Raw genomic sequence first — 16,532 nt, 5'->3', positions numbered from 1 at the left:
ACTCCGGACTCGTCAGAACGTTGAAGAATTCCACCGCCTGGGTCGATCTCGCCCGGCGTCCAATGCTGCTGCAACGTTGATGCAAGACGCTTTGGGCATTACGATCCATGGTGGCTGGCCTTTGGGAAGATGGTTTGGGTGCTTCGTAAACAACCATCCTATCGACCCTTTGGTCAGCCATCTCCCTTTGCTTTCAAGCACTTACGCACGTCGCCGAAGGCCAACCTGCCAAAGTAAGTGCCATTCCCCCTAACCTTTCTATAGGGACTTCCCGCGAAGTCAAGCAGCGGTAGACGATAGATTTCCCTGGTGACGGTATTTCTGCGCCGGCGCGAAGTGAAGCGCCGCTGAAGCGAGAAACAGATGGCACATCTATTGCCCTGGCGTGGCACGATTTGCAACCTCCATGGCCGGTATGAATCCGGCCCTCCGTCTATGCTCGAAGGCCTAAGGGCTCGTTCGGAAATAACTTGCACATTTGGCCTGCCAGCTTCGGGCGCGCTGCGTTGTTGTGAATCGCTTGTGTGGCTGGGCCACACGGCGCGCTTCACGCCTAGCATCGCATCCCGAATCCGGCGGCCAAATGCACAACTTATTCCGGAACGAGCCCTAATCCCGGTATCTCAAACCACCGGCCTGCATGGAGACAGACATGACGCAACCCCCCTCGGCCTCTACCGGCCTGAGCCTGGCCTGCGGCGCCACCGAGGTGTCGCTGATAGCGCAGACCCTGGGCGACTTTTTTGATGCCATGGTGGAGCGCCAGCCCGGGCATGAGGCGCTGGTCAGCGCGCACCAGAAGCTGCGCTATACCTACCGCGAATTGCAAACCGAGGCGAATCGGCTGGCCAGCGCACTGCTCGGGCTGGGCCTGCTGCCCGGCGACCGCGTGGGCATCTGGTCGCACAACAATGCCGAATGGCTGCTGATGCAGCTGGCCACGGCCAAGGTCGGGCTGATCCTGGTCAACATCAACCCGGCTTACCGCACGGCCGAACTCGAGTACGCGCTCAACAAGGTGGGCTGCAAGGCGCTGGTGACCATGGCGCGCTTCAAGACCAGCGACTACCTCGGCATGTTGCGCGAACTGGGCTCTGCCCGCCTGCCGCAGCTGCAGACGACTGTCTGGATTGATGAGCCGGGCCGGGGCGATGAAGAGCCCGGCATGCTGCGCTTTTCCGCGCTGCTGGCCCAGGGCGACCCGCAAGACCCGCGCATCGCAGCCACCGCCAAGACGCTCAAGAGCACCGACCCGATCAACATTCAGTTCACCAGCGGCACCACCGGCTTCCCGAAGGGCGCGACGCTGACGCACCGCAACATCCTGAACAACGGCTTCTTCATCGGCGAATGCATGAAGCTCACCCCGGCCGACCGCCTGTGCATTCCGGTGCCGCTGTACCACTGCTTCGGCATGGTGCTGGGCAACCTGGCCTGCCTCACGCATGGCGCGACCATCGTCTACCCGAACGACGGCTTCGATCCGCTGACGGTGCTGCAAACCGTGCAGGACGAGAAATGCACGGGCCTGCATGGCGTGCCCACCATGTTCATCGCCGAGCTCGACCATCCGCGCTTCAAGGAGTTCGACCTGTCCACGCTGCGCACCGGCATCATGGCCGGCTCGCCCTGCCCGATCGAGGTCATGAAGCGCGTGGTCGGCGAGATGCACCTGTCTGAAATCACGATCGCCTACGGCATGACCGAAACCAGCCCGGTCAGCTGCCAAAGCTCGACCGATACGCCGCTGGAAAAGCGCGTGGCCACCGTGGGCCTGGTGCAGCCGCACCTGGAAGTCAAGATCGTCGACCCCGAAAGCGGCGAGATCGTTGCGCCGGGCGTCTCGGGCGAGCTGTGCACGCGCGGCTATTCGGTCATGCATGGCTACTGGGGCGACGAGGCCAGGACGGCCGAGGCCATCGATACCGAAGGCTGGATGCACACCGGCGACCTGGCCACCATGGATGCCGAAGGCTACGTCAACATCGTCGGCCGCATCAAGGACATGGTGATACGCGGCGGCGAGAACATCTACCCACGCGAGATCGAGGAATTCCTCTACCGCCACCCCAAAGTGCAGGACGTGCAGGTGGTGGGCGTGCCCGACCCGAAATACGGCGAGGAGTTGTGCGCCTGGATCATCGTCAAGCCCGGCCAGTCTGTGAACGAGGAAGAGATTCGCGCCTTTTGCAAGGGCCAGATTGCGCACTACAAGGTACCGCGCTACATTCGTTTTGTGTCGGGCTTTCCCATGACGGTGACCGGCAAAATCCAGAAGTTCAGGATTCGCGATGAAATGAAGCACCAGCTGGGGCTGGAAGAAGACAAAACCGCTTGAAAGAGACAGTCTGAATGACCATCCTCGACACCAAATTGAACCCCCGCTCGGCCGATTTTCAGGCCAATGCCGACGCCATGCGCGCGCTGGTGGACGACCTCCATGTGCAGATTGCCAAGGCGGCGGCCGGCGGCGGCGATGCCGCGCGCGCCAAGCACACGGCCCGCGGCAAGCTGCTGCCGCGCGAGCGCGTGCAAATGCTGCTGGACCCCGGCACGCCATTCCTTGAATTGGCGCCGCTGGCCGCGCACGGCATGTACCACGGCGATGCGCCCTGTGCCGGCCTCATTGCGGGCATAGGCCGCGTCAGTGGCGTGGACTGCATGATTGTGTGCAACGACGCCACCGTCAAAGGCGGAACCTACTACCCGCTCACGGTCAAAAAACATTTGCGGGCCCAGGAAATCGCGCAGCAGAACTGCTTGCCCTGTGTTTACCTGGTGGACTCGGGCGGTGCCAATTTGCCGAACCAGGACGAGGTGTTTCCTGACCGTGATCACTTCGGCCGCATCTTTTACAACCAGGCCAACATGAGCGCGCAGGGCATCGCACAGATTGCCGTGGTGATGGGCTCCTGCACGGCGGGCGGTGCGTATGTGCCTGCCATGAGCGACGAAAGCATCATCGTCAAGAATCAGGGCACGATTTTTCTGGGCGGCCCGCCGCTGGTCAAGGCCGCCACGGGCGAGGTCGTCAGCGCAGAGGACCTGGGCGGTGGCGATGTGCATACCCGCCTGTCGGGCGTGGCCGACCATCTGGCGCAGAACGACATGCACGCGCTGGCGCTGGCCCGTGCCTCCGTCAAGAATTTGAATAAAAACAAGGCCTCAGCCCAGACGGTACAGGCGTCAATAGCGCCTAAATTCATGGCAAAAGAGCTGTATGGCGTGATTCCCGTGGACACGCGCAAACCCTTCGACGTGCGCGAGATCATCGCCCGCATCGTCGATGGCAGCGAGTTCGATGAGTTCAAGGCGCGTTACGGCGCCACGCTGGTCTGCGGCTTCGCGCATATCGAGGGCATGCCGGTCGGCATCATTGCCAACAATGGCATTTTGTTCAGCGAGTCGGCGCTCAAGGCCGCGCATTTCATCGAACTCTGCTGCCAGCGCAAGATTCCGTTGGTGTTCTTGCAGAACATCACCGGCTTCATGGTGGGCCGCAAGTACGAGAACGAAGGCATCGCCCGCAACGGCGCCAAGATGGTGACGGCCGTGGCCACGGCGGCGGTGCCCAAGTTCACCATCATCATCGGCGGCAGCTTTGGCGCCGGCAACTACGGCATGTGCGGCCGCGCTTATTCGCCGCGCTTCCTCTGGATGTGGCCGAACGCGCGCATCAGCGTGATGGGCGGCGACCAGGCCGCCGGCGTGCTGGCAACGGTCAAGCGCGACGGCATTGAAGCCAAGGGCGGCGCCTGGTCGCCCGAGGAAGAAGAGGCCTTCAAGGCGCCGATACGCCAGCAGTACGAACACCAGGGCCACCCCTACTACGCGACGGCGCGGCTGTGGGACGACGGCGTCATCGACCCGGCCGATACGCGCCGTGTGCTGGCGCTGGGCTTGAGCGCTGCGCGCAATGCGCCGATTCCGGAGACGAAGTTTGGTTTGTTCAGGATGTAGTTGTAGCAAAAAATGTCATGAACTGTGTAGCATCCGGCTACGCCCGCTGTGGGCGGACTGGAGGAGAAATGATGTATCGATGGATCGTGAAAAGCCTGGCCGTGCTTCTGGTGCTGTTTCTTGCGGGATGCGCGGGAACCATTCAGCGTGAGTCTTTGAGTGGGGCCAAAAAGATCGAGGGAGGCACTTACCACAACGTGGAGGTTGTGCTGACCGATGCGGCACGTCGCATGCAGGGCGAGAATCCGCAGTTCAGCGTGCGTGAACTGAGCGATTATGTGCGCCGTCGGCTGGAAGCTCAGGAGCTGCTGCAAGCGGACGGCCGCTACCGGGTTGAGGTCACGATCGAGAGTTTCCGCGTGCGTTCGGCCGTCGCAGCCGTCCTGCTTGGCATCATGGCCGGCACCGATTCGATTGACGGCTATGTTCGCGTCTACGACAGTGGCGGACGGCAGGTTCATGGCTACAAGGTCAACGCCTCCTATGGTTTGGGCGGCTGGGGCGGAGGGCAGGACGGCACCCGCATGAACTGGATGTACGACAAGTTCTCGGAGCTGGCAGTCGCCGAACTCGGCGGCAAGTCAGACGCGGCCAACGTTGCCAAGGGGCGGGCCGTGTCGGTGAAGCCAACGTCCGGGCCCACCGCCGTGTCAATCGCGCCTGCGGGCAACACGTCCACCCGGCTGGAGCCGGCGGCTACCGCTGCGCCCGCGGTTACCTTGTCGCCATCTCCCGCCGCGCCGACTCCGCGCACGGTGCCCGTCCCGGCGGCAGCTGCGCAACCTGCGATGCTGGCCTCCGGTTTTGCGGCCATCAATGATGTGGATGCCATTCCGTATCTCAGTGACAAGGGGCGCGACAACTACCGGGAATGGGTCGCCCGACCCACGCCCAAGGCGTTCGCCATCTCGTCTGCTGGTCACTGGTTCGGGGCCTGGAGTCTCAAGCCGGCCGATCCCACCCATCCCACGGATCCCGCCGAGCGCGCGTTGCACGTCTGTGGCCAGCGCGCGCAGGGCGCCGCGACTTGCAAGCTCTATGCGATCAACAACTCGGTGGTCTGGGTCAAGGAGCCGTCGGCTGCGGCCGCGTCAGCGCCGGCCATGGCGACCGTGCAGCCCGTCAGCTACACGCCGGCCGCGCCGGCATCCCCGTTGGGAGTGAAGTAATGCAGGCGTTGCGCACACAGCAAGCCGAGGCCATTGCCACGATCACGCTCGACCGGCCGCAGGTTCGCAACGCCTTCAATGACGAGGTGATTGCCGAACTTGCGCAGGCCTTCCGCGAGCTGGGCCAACGCGACGATGTGCGCTGCATCGTGCTGGCCGCCAGCGGCCCGGCCTTTTGCGCCGGCGCCGACCTCAACTGGATGCGGCGCATGGCGGACTACACGCGCGAGGAAAACCTGGCCGATGCGGGCGCGCTGGCCGAGATGCTGCGCGTCATGTACGAGTGCCCCAAGCCCACCATTGCCCGCATCCAGGGCGATGTCTATGCGGGCGGTATGGGGCTGGTGGCGGCCTGCGACATCGCGGTCTCGGTGGACACGGCGAACTACTGCCTCAGCGAGGTCAAGCTGGGCCTGATACCGGCCACCATCAGCCCTTATGTGATTCGCGCCATGGGCGCGCGCGCGGCCCACCGCTATTTTTTGACGGCCGAGCGGTTTGATGCCCAAGAGGCGCATCGGGTCGGTTTTATCCATGAAGTGGTCAAGGCGGAGGCGCTGGATGCCAGGGTGGCCGAGATCACGCAGGCGCTGGTCAATGCCAGCCCGCAGGCGGTCAAAGCCTGCAAGCGGCTGGTGCAGGATGTGGCGCAGCAGGACATCACGCTCGCCCTGATCGCGCAGACCGTGCAGGGCATTGCCGATATTCGTTCCAGCGAACAGGGCAAGGAAGGCGTGCAGTCTTTCCTGCAAAAGCGTAAACCGTCCTGGATCATCTGATGCTCCCCCCCTTTGCTTGCTCACCTCGTGTAGCCGCCTCCCCCCTCAAGGGGGCAACACCAGCGGTCCGGCAAAGCCGGTCCCGCGGTGTTCGCTGGGTTTCGAGTTGTGCCTCGCCTGATCTTCGGGTGTTCTGCTGATGCAGCCGATGGACACCGCACAACTGATTGCCTTGGCCGGTGTCCTGGGCTGGGCCAGTGGCGTGCGCCTGTACCTGGTGGTTTTCCTCACGGGCCTGGCTGGTTTCATGGGCTGGGTCACGCTGCCGCCAGGGTTGCAGATGCTGGCCCATCCGGTGGTGCTGGGTGTCAGCGGCTTCATGGTGTTCATGGAATTTTTCGCCGACAAGATTCCCGGCGTTGATTCGCTGTGGGACGTGGTGCATACCGTGATCCGGATTCCTGCCGGTGCGGCGCTTGCCGCCGGTGTCTTTGGCGCCGACAGCGGCATGATGGCGCTGATCGCGGCCCTGCTGGGCGGCACGCTGGCGGCCACCAGCCATGCAGCCAAGGCCACTACGCGCGCTGCCATCAATACCTCCCCCGAGCCTTTCACCAACGTCGGCGCGTCGCTGCTCGAAGACGGTCTTGTGCCGTTGGGTTTGTGGTTGGCCATTGCCCACCCGCTGGTGTTTGCGTTGATGCTCGCGCTGGTGCTGGTGGCCAGTGTCTGGTTGATTCGCATTTGCTGGCGTTTTTTAATGCAGCTGTTTACCCGCGTCGCCCGCATTTTCAGCGGCAAGCCGGATCCGGGCCTGTCGCCTGCTTTTACCTTGAAGTCACCCTTTTCAAAGAACGACCCACATGTTTAAAAAAATACTGATTGCAAACCGGGGCGAGATAGCGTGCCGGGTGGCGGCCACCGCCAGGCGCATGGCCATCAAAACCGTTGCGGTGTATTCGGATGCCGATGCGAACGCCAAGCATGTCGGCGTTTGTGACGAAGCCATTCACATTGGCGGCAGCGCACCCAAAGACAGCTACCTGCGCTGGGAGCGAATTATTGAAGCGGCCAAAGCCACGGGGGCGCAGGCGATTCATCCGGGCTATGGCTTTCTGAGCGAGAACGAGGAGTTTGCCCAGGCCTGTGCCAGCGCGGGCCTGGTCTTCATCGGCCCGCCGGCGTCGGCCATCAAGGCCATGGGCCTCAAAGCCGAGTCCAAGCAGCTCATGGAAAAGGCTGGCGTGCCGCTGGTGCCTGGCTACCATGGCAGCGACCAGGACCCGGTGATGCTCAAGCACGAGGCCGACCGCATCGGCTACCCGGTGCTGATCAAGGCCAGCGCGGGTGGCGGCGGCAAGGGCATGCGTGCGGTGGACAAGGCCGAAGACTTTGACGCGGCGCTGGCCTCCTGCAAACGCGAGGCCATCAACAGCTTTGGCGATGATGCCGTGCTGGTGGAAAAATACGCGCAGCGGCCCCGGCATATTGAGATTCAGGTGTTCGGCGACACGCACGGCAACTACGTCTACCTGTTCGAACGCGACTGCTCGGTGCAGCGCCGCCACCAGAAGGTGCTGGAAGAGGCCCCCGCGCCCGGCATGACGCCCGAGATGCGCCAGCAGATGGGGCTGGCCGCCGTGGCCGCCGCACGGGCCGTCAATTACGTCGGGGCGGGCACGGTGGAGTTCATCGTCGAGCAGCGCGCCGATGGCAGCATGAATTTTTTCTTTATGGAGATGAACACAAGGCTGCAGGTTGAGCACCCGGTGACCGAAGCCATTACCGGGTTGGACCTGGTGGAGTGGCAGTTGCGCGTGGCCTCGGGCGAGAAGCTGCCGCTGGCGCAAGAGCAGCTGCGCATCAACGGCCACGCCATCGAGGCGCGCATCTGCGCCGAAAACCCGGACAACAACTTTTTGCCCGCCACCGGCACGTTGCATGTGTACCAGAAGCCGGCATGCACCAGCTTCGAGCGTGGCCCGGTTCGCGTGGACGACGGGGTGCGCGAAGGCGATGCGATTTCACCGTTTTATGACTCGATGGTGGCCAAGTTGATCGTGCATGGCCAGACGCGTGAAGAAGCGCTGGCCCGGCTCGACGAGGCGCTGGCGCAAACCCATATCGTGGGCCTGAACACCAATATGCAGTTTTTGCGCTACGTGCTGCGCAGCCCCTCGTTTGCCCAAGCCAACCTGGACACGGCCTTGATCCCGCGCGAAGAGGCCGTGCTCTTCAAGCAGGAACCCGTCGGGCTGGCGATGGCCGCAGCCTGTGCGATTGCCCAGACGCTGCTGCATGAAAAAGCCAGTGAAGACAATGACCCCTTCAGCCGCCGTGACGGCTGGCAAACCCATGGCGTGACACAGCGGCCTTTCGAGTTCGACTTCCACGGCGAGCACTCCAAAGCGGCATTGACCTATCTGCATGACGGCGCCTTGCAATTAAAGGTGGGCGACGTGTCAGGGCCGCTGGTGTTTGCCGAAAGCGCTCAAGGCATCGACATCCAGTTTGCGGGCCAGCGCCTGACGGCGGCGGTCTATACCCAGGGCGAGGTGGATTACGTCTTTACCGCAAGGGGCGCAACCCAGATCACGGCCATCGATCTGCTGGCCCATGCGGGCGAGAGTCACACGGAAGGCGGACGCCTGACCGCGCCCATGCCGGGCAAGGTCGTGTCCTTCGCCGTCAAAACGGGCGACAAGGTCAGCAAAGGCCAGGCGCTCGCGGTGATGGAAGCCATGAAAATGGAGCATACGATTGCGGCGCCGGCCGACGGCGTGGTGCAGGAGGTGCTCTATGCGCCCGGTGACCAGGTGGCTGAAGGCGCGGAACTGCTTAAGATCGGGAGTTGATCTTTCCTGGAAGCACCATGCGCATCAGTTTTTGCTGTACCGACACCAAAACCCAGCCCTGGCTTGAAGGCCTGCGCGCCGCCCTGCCCGATGCGGAGGTGGAGCTGTGGTCCGCGGGCGCGGCGCCGGCGGACTACGCAGTCGTCTGGGCGCCGCCGCAACAATTTATGGATGAGCAGACCCGGCTCAAAGGCATCTTCAATATTGGCGCCGGCGTGGATGCGCTGATGAAGCTGCGCCTGCCCGCCGGCACACCGGTCGTCCGGCTGGACGATGCCGGCATGTCGGTGCAGATGGCCGAATATGTCTGCCATGCCGTGATCCGTCATTTCCGTGAGTTCGACGGCTATGAGGCCGATGCGGTGCAGGGCAAATGGTCGTACCGAAAAACCCGGCTGCGCAAGGACTTTCCGGTCGGCGTGATGGGGTTGGGGGTGCTGGGCGAGCGCGTGGGCCAGGCCCTGGTGCAGTTTGACTTTCCGGTGATGGGCTGGAGCCGCTCGGCAAAAACCGTGGTCGGCATGCAATGCTTTGCCGGCGAGGCGGGGTTTCCGGAATTCCTGGCGGCCACCCGTATTTTGGTGTGCCTGCTGCCACTGACGCCGGACACCGAAGGCATCATGCGGCGCGACACGCTGGCCAGGCTGCAGCCCGGCGCCTATGTGATCAACGTGGCACGGGGTGGCCATCTGGTCGACGAAGACCTGATCGCCCTGATTGACAGCGGCCACATCGCGGGCGCCATGCTGGATGTGTTCCGCACGGAGCCGCTGCCCGCATCGCATCCATTCTGGGCGCACCCGAAAATCACCGTCACGCCGCACACCTCGGCCCGAACGCTGCGCGAAGAGAGCATTGCGCAGATTGCGGGGAAGATACGCGCGCTGCACAGTGGCACGCCGATTGCCAGCCTTGCCGGTGTGGTTGACCCAAAAAAAGGATACTGATGTTGCCCCCACGGTCGTTCGCTTCGCGTAACTCCCTGCCCCCCGAGGGGGCCGCTGCGCCTGCGGCCCGGCTAAGCCGGTTCCGCGGCCCCTGCTTGCTTGAGAACCGGTCTCCGGCTTGCGACCACAGTTGCGCCCCACGGTCGTTCGCTTCGCGTAACTCCCTGGACGTGCCCACGCCTGAGGCGTTGGCCCTTCCTCCCGTCCAAACCTGCGCAGGCAGGTTGGGAGCCGCGGTCGTCAGCCCCGAGGGGGCCGCTGCGCCTGCGGCCCGGCTAAGCCGGTTCCGCGGCCCCTGCTTGCTTGAGAGCCGGTCCCCGGCTCGCGACCACCCTATCTCCTGAAGGAGCCCCATGAAACTTCCATCCAAAGTCAAAATCGTCGATGTCGGCCCGCGGGACGGCCTGCAGAACGAAAAGGCACCGGTGCCTGCTGCCGTGAAGATCGAGCTGGTGCACCGCCTGCAGGACGCCGGCCTCAATGAAATCGAAGTCACCAGTTTTGTGTCGCCCAAATGGGTGCCGCAGATGGCCGACAACGCGGAGGTGATGGCCGGCATACGGCGCAAGCCCGGCGTGCGCTACTCCGTGCTGACGCCAAACATGCAGGGGTTTGAGGCGGCGCTCGCGCCGGCACGTGAGTTGTGGCCCGACGAGATCGTGGTATTTGCCGCGGCCAGCGAAGCCTTCAGCCAGCGCAACATCAATTGCTCCATCGCCGAGAGCATCGAACGTTTTCGCCCGGTGGTGGAAGCGGCCAAAGCCAACAACATTTATGTTCGCGGCGCCATCTCCTGCACCGTCGGATGCCCCTACGAGGGCGAGATCGCACCGCAACGGGTCGAGCTGGTGGCGCGCCTCATGAAGGACATTGGCGTGCAGCACATCGGCGTGGCCGACACCATTGGCGTGGGCACACCCCTGAAGGTGCAGCGTGCCCTGGAGGCCGCGCTCAAGCACTATGCCCTCGACGACGTGTCGGGCCACTTCCACGATACCTACGGGCAGGCGCTGAGCAACACGCTGGCGTCCCTGCAGATGGGCATCTGGCAATTCGATACCTCGTCGGCCGGCCTCGGCGGCTGTCCGTTTGCCAAAGGCGCCACCGGCAACGTGGCAACCGAAGACGTCGTGTATCTGCTGCACGGCATGGGCATCGAGACGGGCATTGACATGGACAAGCTGATCGACGCCGGGAAATTCATCAGCGATTTCCTGGAGCGCAAGCCCAATTCCCGCGCGGCGACGGCCTTGCTTAACAAGAGGATGGGTTGATGTGTGGCGCTGAACTGAAGGCCTTGCCGGAAGGGGTGCAGAGAGTGGCTGCTGTGCTGCAGGAGAGCGGCCACCCGCATTTGCCGGTCATGCTCGACGACGCTGCACGCACGGCGCAACAGGCCGCCGATGCACTGGGCGTGAAGCTGGGGCAGATTGCCAAGAGCATCATTTTTCGCCGCAAGTCGGATGACGCTGCGGTGCTGGTGGTCACCTCCGGCGACAGGCGGGTCGACGAAAGAAAAGTCGAAGCCCTGGTGTGCAGTGACGGCAGGCGCATCGGCCGGGCCGACGCCGAGTTTGTGAAAGCCAAAACCGGATTCTCCATCGGCGGCGTGTCGCCGTTGGCGCATGCCGCAGACGTGATCACCCTGGTGGACTTGAGCCTGCTGCGCTTTGAGGAGGTGTGGGCCGCCGCCGGGCATCCGCATGCGGTGTTCAAACTCATGCCGCAAGAGCTCGAGCTGCTGACGGGCGCGCCGGTGGTCGATGTCGCGGTCGACCTGGACGAAGAAACGATGGCCCGCCAGAACGCCATTGATTTGGTGACCGAGCGTGCGCGCACGGTCAGCGCAGCCGGCGATGTGGTTCCTTCACCCTGCATCTCTGTTTGCCGCATCAATGCGGACACCGGTTGGTGCGAAGGCTGTTTTCGCACGCTCGGCGAGATTTCGGCCTGGGGCCGCTCCGGCCCCGAGGCCCAGCGCGCCCTCTGGCAGACCATAGGGCAGCGCATCACGGGGCTGCAGCGCTGAACGAAGAACGCTTGTCGCCGTCATTTCACCGCAGCAACCGAAGCGCAGCATTGCCCGGCGCAACGCAAACGCAAACGCAAACGCAAGAGACACAAGAGGGACGACCATGAAGCACATCACGTTTTATCTGGACTTTCTCTCGCCCTATGCATACCTGGCGTTTGAACACCTGCCCGAAGCCTTGAAGGGCGTGAGCTACAGCGTCAGCTACACACCCGTGCTTTTTGCCGGCATGCTCAAGCAGCATGGCCAACTGGGCCCGGCGGAGATCGCCCCGAAGCGCGAGTGGACGTACCGGCATGTGCTGTGGATGGCCCACAACCGGGGCATTCCCATGCAGATGCCGGCCAACCATCCGTTCAACCCCTTGCCCCTGTTGCGGCTCGCCCTGGCCTGCGCGCCCGAAGCAGAGCCGGGCGCGCCCAATCGCTATGTGTGTGAAACCGTTTTTCGCCACATCTGGCGTGGTGGCGCTGACGCCGCTGATGCGCAGCGCCTTGCATCCCTCGTGCAGCAACTGGCCCCGCGGCGCGACATGCAGGGCGAAGAGGTCAAGGCGCAACTGAAAACCAATACCGACGACGCGATTGCGCAAGGCGTTTTCGGCGTGCCTGCTTTCAGGGTCGATGACAAACTGTTCTGGGGCCTGGACTCGCTGCCGATGCTGCGGGACTGCCTGCTGGATGAGCCGTGGTTTGCCGGGCCCGACTGGACCGCCGTCAGCCAGCTGCCTTCAGGGGTGACGCGCCGCCGCTAAGCGTTTTCCCTAGGGCTATTCGCATGCTGAAAATTCCTTCAAGGGTTTCCCCTTGACTTGTCAGCCCCGTATAAGTTTGGTGCAAGCTCCTGTTAGTTTCACGTCAGAGCTAGGTCAGGGACACCCAAAATAATGAGCACAGCTTCCACTTCGGAAGCACTACTATTTTGGAGACAACCATCATGTCAACAGCAGTCGACAACCGACCCATGACAGCTGAGCAGAAGAAAGTGATCTTCGCCTCATCGCTGGGCACCGTATTCGAGTGGTATGACTTTTACCTCTACGGTTCACTCGCAGCCATTATTGCCAAGCAGTTCTTCAGCGGACTGGACGCCGGTTCGGCGTTTATTTTCGCACTGCTGGCTTTTGCCGCCGGTTTCATCGTGCGTCCTTTCGGCGCGCTGGTGTTCGGACGCCTGGGTGACATGATTGGCCGCAAGTACACCTTCCTGATCACCATCGTGATCATGGGCTTGTCGACCTTCATCGTGGGCTTGCTGCCCAGCTATGCCTCCATCGGCGTTGCCGCTCCGGTGATCCTGATCGCACTGCGCATGTTGCAGGGCCTGGCACTCGGTGGCGAGTACGGTGGCGCAGCGGTGTATGTGGCCGAGCATGCGCCGGCACACAAGCGCGGTGCTTACACCTCGTGGATTCAGACCACGGCAACGCTGGGTCTCTTCCTGTCGCTGATGGTGATCCTGGGCACGCGCACCGCCATTGGCGAGGCTGCCTTTGCCGACTGGGGCTGGCGTGTTCCCTTCATCGTCTCGATCCTGTTGCTGGCCGTGTCTGTGTACATCCGCCTGTCCATGAACGAGTCGCCTGCTTTCCAGAAAATGAAGGCAGAGGGCAAGACCTCCAAGGCGCCGCTGTCCGAATCTTTCGGCCAGTGGAAAAACCTGAAGATCGTGATCCTGGCGCTGATCGGTCTGACCGCCGGCCAGGCTGTGGTGTGGTATTCCGGCCAGTTCTACGCGCTGTTCTTCCTGACCCAGGCGCTCAAGGTTGACGGTCCTACCGCCAACATTCTGGTGGCTTATTCGCTGATCCTGGGCACGCCATTTTTCGTCGTGTTCGGCGCCCTGTCCGACAAGATTGGCCGCAAGCCCATCATCATGGCAGGCTGCCTGCTCGCCGTGGTGACCTACTTCCCGGTGTTCGGTGCGCTGACGAAAGCCGCCAACCCCGACCTGGCTGCAGCGCAAGCCAAGAACAAGGTGGTGGTGACGGCTGATCCAAAAGAGTGCTCATTCCAGTTCAACCCGACCGGCACGGCCAAGTTCACCAGCTCCTGCGACATTGCCAAGCAGGTGCTGGCCGGTGCATCGGTGAGCTACGACAACGTTGAAGCGCCTGCAGGTACGGTGGCCACCATCAAGATTGGCGAGACCGCCATTTCCAGCTACGCCGCCAAGGGCCTGAGCGCTGACGATGCCAAGAAGAAGGATGCTGAATTCAAGAAGGCGGTTGCGGATGACCTGAAGGCTGCCGGCTACCCCAGCAAGGCAGACCCCGCCAAGGTGGACAAGGTCATGGTCACGGCCATCCTGTTCTATCTGGTGGTGCTGGTGACCATGGTGTACGGACCGATTGCCGCCATGCTGGTGGAGCTGTTCCCCACCCGTATTCGCTACACGTCCATGAGCCTGCCTTATCACATCGGCAATGGCTGGTTTGGCGGCTTGCTGCCGACCACCGCCTTCGCCATCGTGGCCCAGACCGGCAACATGTACAACGGCCTGTGGTACCCGATCATCATTGCCGGCGCTACCTTTGTGATTGGCACCCTGTTCATCAGGGAAACCAAGAACGTTGACATCTACGCCAACGACTGACCGGTCTCGAGGCAGCGCGAGGGCCCCTGGCCGCCCGTGCTGACCGAAACGATCCCTTGAAACTCAAGGGCCCTCGTCATCATCTGCCGAGGGCTTTTTTTTTGGAGAAAGAAGATGTGGAAAATTGTGGTCGGATTTATCGTGTTTGCATTGCTCGCCCTGTTCCTGCTGAACAAGGGCGGCGATATAGACATCAGTGGTGAAAAGCATGGCGCTGCGCCAGCTTTCGCGCCGGTCTTCATGGCGGCTGGCGAAGGCGCCCGGTTTGCCGCCTGAAGCCCGGTGCGCACTCGCGGGCAGGGTGCCAGGAGCGACGGGCATGTGGAGGGGCATGTGGAATATGGTGGGGATGCCTGCATGATGATTTGACCTGCTCATTTGAACTGCTCAATGGCCCGCAAATCGGTTAAATTCCACTCACGAATGGCGAAACAGCCAGGCACAACCAGCGCTTCCAGCAACCGGCACCGCGCGGTGTCGGGCAGGGAGCGCATCCAGTGGAGACAAGCTGATGATTTACACAAAGACCGAGTTGGGTCAGTCTGCCCTGCAGAACCGTTCGCTTACGCTCCTCCCCCGGCAGCGCTCGGCATTCATCATGTTCGATGGCAAGCGCAGTACCGAAGAGGTTCTCAAGGCAACGGCCGGTCTGGGTGTGACGCTCGAGGATGTCAATCAGCTGGTGGCACTGGGGCTGCTGGCGGCCACTGCGGCCGCACCGTCTGCCGTGGTGGAACCACAGGGCGCGGTGTCTCCCGCCGCCTCGCAAAATCCGGACGGAACACCGACGCAGAGCGCGCAGGAGCACTATTCAAGGGCCTATCCGGTGGCCACGCGGCTCACTGCAGGCCTGGGCTTGCGGGGCTTCCGGCTCAACCTGGCAGTAGAGGCTGCTGGCGACCTGGAGAAGCTGAAGGAACTGGCACCCAGGATCCAGGAAGCCGTGGGCGCCGAGAAATTCAGAGAGCTCGAGCGTGCCCTGTATGGCTGAGGCTGTGAGGGCGGGGTGCACGGCCGGCGTTGGCGCGTGATACGGCGCCGTCTCGGCCGCAAATAAAGAGAAAAAAAGAGAGAAAGAAAAGAGAAGAAAAAGAGAAGAAAAAGAGAAAGAGGGAGGTCTTCCCTTCAGCGCTTGAATTTCCCGTCGGTCCCGATGATGGACAGGTCGGCGAAATCAAGCCCGGTGTGGTCTTCCGTGCTGTAGTTCACTTCCAGCCCGCCAATGTCCAGTTTGCGAAGACCTTCCAGGGCCGCCTGGATTTTTTCGCGGGTGGGTTTGGCACCGGCCCGGCGCAGGCCTTCCACCAGCACCTTGGCCGCGGCAAAGCCCTCCAGCATGGCGGGCGTGACTTCGCTCTGCCCCTTGGCCTTGGCCATCTCCTGGGCTTCCCTGACCATGGGGTAGGCAATGGAGCGCTCGTAGGGAAAGACCTGCGTGACGATCACGCCCCGCGCGTTCTCGCCCAGGCTCTTCACAAAACCGCTGGAGGCATTGTTGGACAGCGTCACAATCTGTGCCGCAGAGCCCGCCGCGCGGAAGGCCTTGACGCCATCAACCACCGCCTGGCCGGAGGCCACCATCATGACGGCCTGCGCATTGGACTGAAAAACCTTGGGAGCAATCGGTGCGAAGTCGGGCTTGGCGCGGTTGAATTTTTCCAGCACGACGGGCTGCAGCTTGGCCGTCGTCAGGCCTTTTTGCGCGCCGGCCACGCCGTCGGCGCCGAAGCTGTCGTCCGCGTACACAATGCCGATCCGCGTGATGCCCATGGAATGCAGGTGGGTGATGGCCTTTTCAGCTTCGCGCTGGTAGGTGGCGCGCACATTGAAGACGTGCTTTTTGACGGGCTGGTGCAGCACCATGGCGCCGGTGGACGGGCCGATCAGCGGCACGCCATTTTTTTCAAGGATGGGAATGATGCCTTCCGTGTGGGGTGTACCGCGCGTCAGGAACATCGCCACCACGTTCTGCTCTTCAATCAGCTGGCGTGCATTCTCGGCCGCCAGCTTGGGGTCGAACTTGTCGTCGAGCGAGACCAGCTCAATCTTCTGGCCGTTGACGCCGCCCTTGGCGTTGATGGCGTCAATGTAAAGCTTGGCGCCTTCTGTGGTTTCCTTGACACCCGCGCCCACCGCGCCGGTAAATCCGGCGGTCTGTCCGATCAGGATTTGCGCCTGGCTGGCGTGGCTCAAGGCCATCAGCACAATGGCGCCGCACCACAAATTCAGTTTTTTCATGTTTTGCTCCTGGTGGC

The 16,532-nt window shown here is 62.7% G+C and carries 14 protein-coding genes; 13 read left to right on the top strand and 1 reads right to left on the bottom strand.

Features of this window, described 5'->3' with window-relative positions; all coding sequences use genetic code 11:
- The first annotated feature begins 652 nt into the window (after nt 1–652).
- The 13 genes from AC1DS5_RS20820 to AC1DS5_RS20760 all read left to right on the top strand — a co-directional run bounded on the left by AC1DS5_RS20820 (nt 653) and on the right by AC1DS5_RS20760 (nt 15,268).
- Complete coding sequence (locus AC1DS5_RS20820; protein WP_477720160.1) at nt 653–2,338, top strand: AMP-binding protein; 1,686 nt, start codon at nt 653–655, stop codon at nt 2,336–2,338.
- A 14-nt stretch (nt 2,339–2,352) separates the two neighbouring features.
- The gene (locus AC1DS5_RS20815; protein WP_477720159.1) at nt 2,353–3,960 is read left to right on the top strand and encodes a carboxyl transferase domain-containing protein; all 1,608 of its coding nucleotides are present in this window, start codon (nt 2,353–2,355) and stop codon (nt 3,958–3,960) included.
- Between the two features lie 68 nt (nt 3,961–4,028).
- Nucleotides 4,029–5,129, top strand: a complete 1,101-nt coding sequence (locus AC1DS5_RS20810) for a DUF4410 domain-containing protein (protein ID WP_477720158.1) — start codon at nt 4,029–4,031, stop codon at nt 5,127–5,129.
- Nucleotides 5,129–5,908 (top strand): enoyl-CoA hydratase/isomerase family protein, encoded by a 780-nt coding sequence (locus AC1DS5_RS20805; protein WP_477720157.1) that lies wholly within the window; start codon nt 5,129–5,131, stop codon nt 5,906–5,908. The genes AC1DS5_RS20810 and AC1DS5_RS20805 overlap by 1 nt, the downstream gene beginning before the upstream one ends.
- 139 nt (nt 5,909–6,047) lie before the next feature.
- Nucleotides 6,048–6,719, top strand: a complete 672-nt coding sequence (locus tag AC1DS5_RS20800) for a DUF4126 domain-containing protein (protein WP_477720156.1) — start codon at nt 6,048–6,050, stop codon at nt 6,717–6,719.
- A complete protein-coding gene (locus tag AC1DS5_RS20795; RefSeq protein ID WP_477720155.1) occupies nt 6,712–8,703 on the top strand; it encodes an acetyl/propionyl/methylcrotonyl-CoA carboxylase subunit alpha in 1,992 nt (663 codons plus the stop codon). The genes AC1DS5_RS20800 and AC1DS5_RS20795 overlap by 8 nt, the downstream gene beginning before the upstream one ends.
- Before the next feature lie 17 nt (nt 8,704–8,720).
- A complete protein-coding gene (locus tag AC1DS5_RS20790; protein ID WP_477720154.1) occupies nt 8,721–9,650 on the top strand; it encodes a 2-hydroxyacid dehydrogenase in 930 nt (309 codons plus the stop codon).
- Between the two features lie 353 nt (nt 9,651–10,003).
- Nucleotides 10,004–10,924: a hydroxymethylglutaryl-CoA lyase gene (locus tag AC1DS5_RS20785; protein WP_477720153.1), complete on the top strand. Its 921-nt coding sequence runs from the start codon at nt 10,004–10,006 to the stop codon at nt 10,922–10,924.
- A complete protein-coding gene (locus AC1DS5_RS20780) occupies nt 10,924–11,679 on the top strand; it encodes a YbaK/EbsC family protein (protein ID WP_477720152.1) in 756 nt (251 codons plus the stop codon). Before AC1DS5_RS20785 ends, AC1DS5_RS20780 begins: the two co-directional genes overlap by 1 nt.
- A 106-nt stretch (nt 11,680–11,785) precedes the next feature.
- A complete protein-coding gene (locus tag AC1DS5_RS20775; RefSeq protein WP_477720151.1) occupies nt 11,786–12,436 on the top strand; it encodes a 2-hydroxychromene-2-carboxylate isomerase in 651 nt (216 codons plus the stop codon).
- Nucleotides 12,437–12,618: 182 nt separating this feature from the next.
- The gene (locus tag AC1DS5_RS20770) at nt 12,619–14,277 is read left to right on the top strand and encodes an MFS transporter (protein ID WP_477720150.1); all 1,659 of its coding nucleotides are present in this window, start codon (nt 12,619–12,621) and stop codon (nt 14,275–14,277) included.
- Nucleotides 14,278–14,391: 114 nt separating this feature from the next.
- Complete coding sequence (locus tag AC1DS5_RS20765) at nt 14,392–14,553, top strand: hypothetical protein (protein WP_477720149.1); 162 nt, start codon at nt 14,392–14,394, stop codon at nt 14,551–14,553.
- Between the two features lie 235 nt (nt 14,554–14,788).
- A complete protein-coding gene (locus tag AC1DS5_RS20760) occupies nt 14,789–15,268 on the top strand; it encodes a hypothetical protein (protein ID WP_477720148.1) in 480 nt (159 codons plus the stop codon).
- 134 nt (nt 15,269–15,402) lie between these two features.
- On the opposite strand, the gene AC1DS5_RS20755 is transcribed toward AC1DS5_RS20760, so the two are convergent.
- Nucleotides 15,403–16,515, bottom strand: coding sequence for an ABC transporter substrate-binding protein (locus AC1DS5_RS20755; protein WP_477720147.1), 1,113 nt, complete (start codon nt 16,513–16,515; stop codon nt 15,403–15,405).
- Between the last annotated feature and the right edge of the window lie 17 nt (nt 16,516–16,532).

It is taken from the genome of Polaromonas sp. P4_H1 (assembly GCF_056400945.1).
Note: the sequence above shows the minus strand (reverse complement) of the source record. Positions and strands in the feature narration are given on the sequence as shown.

What these genes read in the sequence shown, in the direction of transcription:
- AC1DS5_RS20815 (WP_477720159.1), top strand. Translation starts at nt 2,353, where the DNA reads ATGACCATCCTCGACACCAAATTGAACCCCCGCTCGGCCGATTTTCAG.
- AC1DS5_RS20775 (WP_477720151.1), top strand. Translation starts at nt 11,786, where the DNA reads ATGAAGCACATCACGTTTTATCTGGACTTTCTCTCGCCCTATGCATAC.
- AC1DS5_RS20790 (WP_477720154.1), top strand. Translation starts at nt 8,721, where the DNA reads ATGCGCATCAGTTTTTGCTGTACCGACACCAAAACCCAGCCCTGGCTT.
- AC1DS5_RS20810 (WP_477720158.1), top strand. Translation starts at nt 4,029, where the DNA reads ATGATGTATCGATGGATCGTGAAAAGCCTGGCCGTGCTTCTGGTGCTG.
- AC1DS5_RS20770 (WP_477720150.1), top strand. Translation starts at nt 12,619, where the DNA reads ATGTCAACAGCAGTCGACAACCGACCCATGACAGCTGAGCAGAAGAAA.
- AC1DS5_RS20800 (WP_477720156.1), top strand. Translation starts at nt 6,048, where the DNA reads ATGCAGCCGATGGACACCGCACAACTGATTGCCTTGGCCGGTGTCCTG.
- AC1DS5_RS20755 (WP_477720147.1), bottom strand. Translation starts at nt 16,515, where the DNA reads ATGAAAAAACTGAATTTGTGGTGCGGCGCCATTGTGCTGATGGCCTTG.
- AC1DS5_RS20760 (WP_477720148.1), top strand. Translation starts at nt 14,789, where the DNA reads ATGATTTACACAAAGACCGAGTTGGGTCAGTCTGCCCTGCAGAACCGT.
- AC1DS5_RS20765 (WP_477720149.1), top strand. Translation starts at nt 14,392, where the DNA reads ATGTGGAAAATTGTGGTCGGATTTATCGTGTTTGCATTGCTCGCCCTG.
- AC1DS5_RS20805 (WP_477720157.1), top strand. Translation starts at nt 5,129, where the DNA reads ATGCAGGCGTTGCGCACACAGCAAGCCGAGGCCATTGCCACGATCACG.
- AC1DS5_RS20780 (WP_477720152.1), top strand. Translation starts at nt 10,924, where the DNA reads ATGTGTGGCGCTGAACTGAAGGCCTTGCCGGAAGGGGTGCAGAGAGTG.
- AC1DS5_RS20820 (WP_477720160.1), top strand. Translation starts at nt 653, where the DNA reads ATGACGCAACCCCCCTCGGCCTCTACCGGCCTGAGCCTGGCCTGCGGC.
- AC1DS5_RS20785 (WP_477720153.1), top strand. Translation starts at nt 10,004, where the DNA reads ATGAAACTTCCATCCAAAGTCAAAATCGTCGATGTCGGCCCGCGGGAC.
- AC1DS5_RS20795 (WP_477720155.1), top strand. Translation starts at nt 6,712, where the DNA reads ATGTTTAAAAAAATACTGATTGCAAACCGGGGCGAGATAGCGTGCCGG.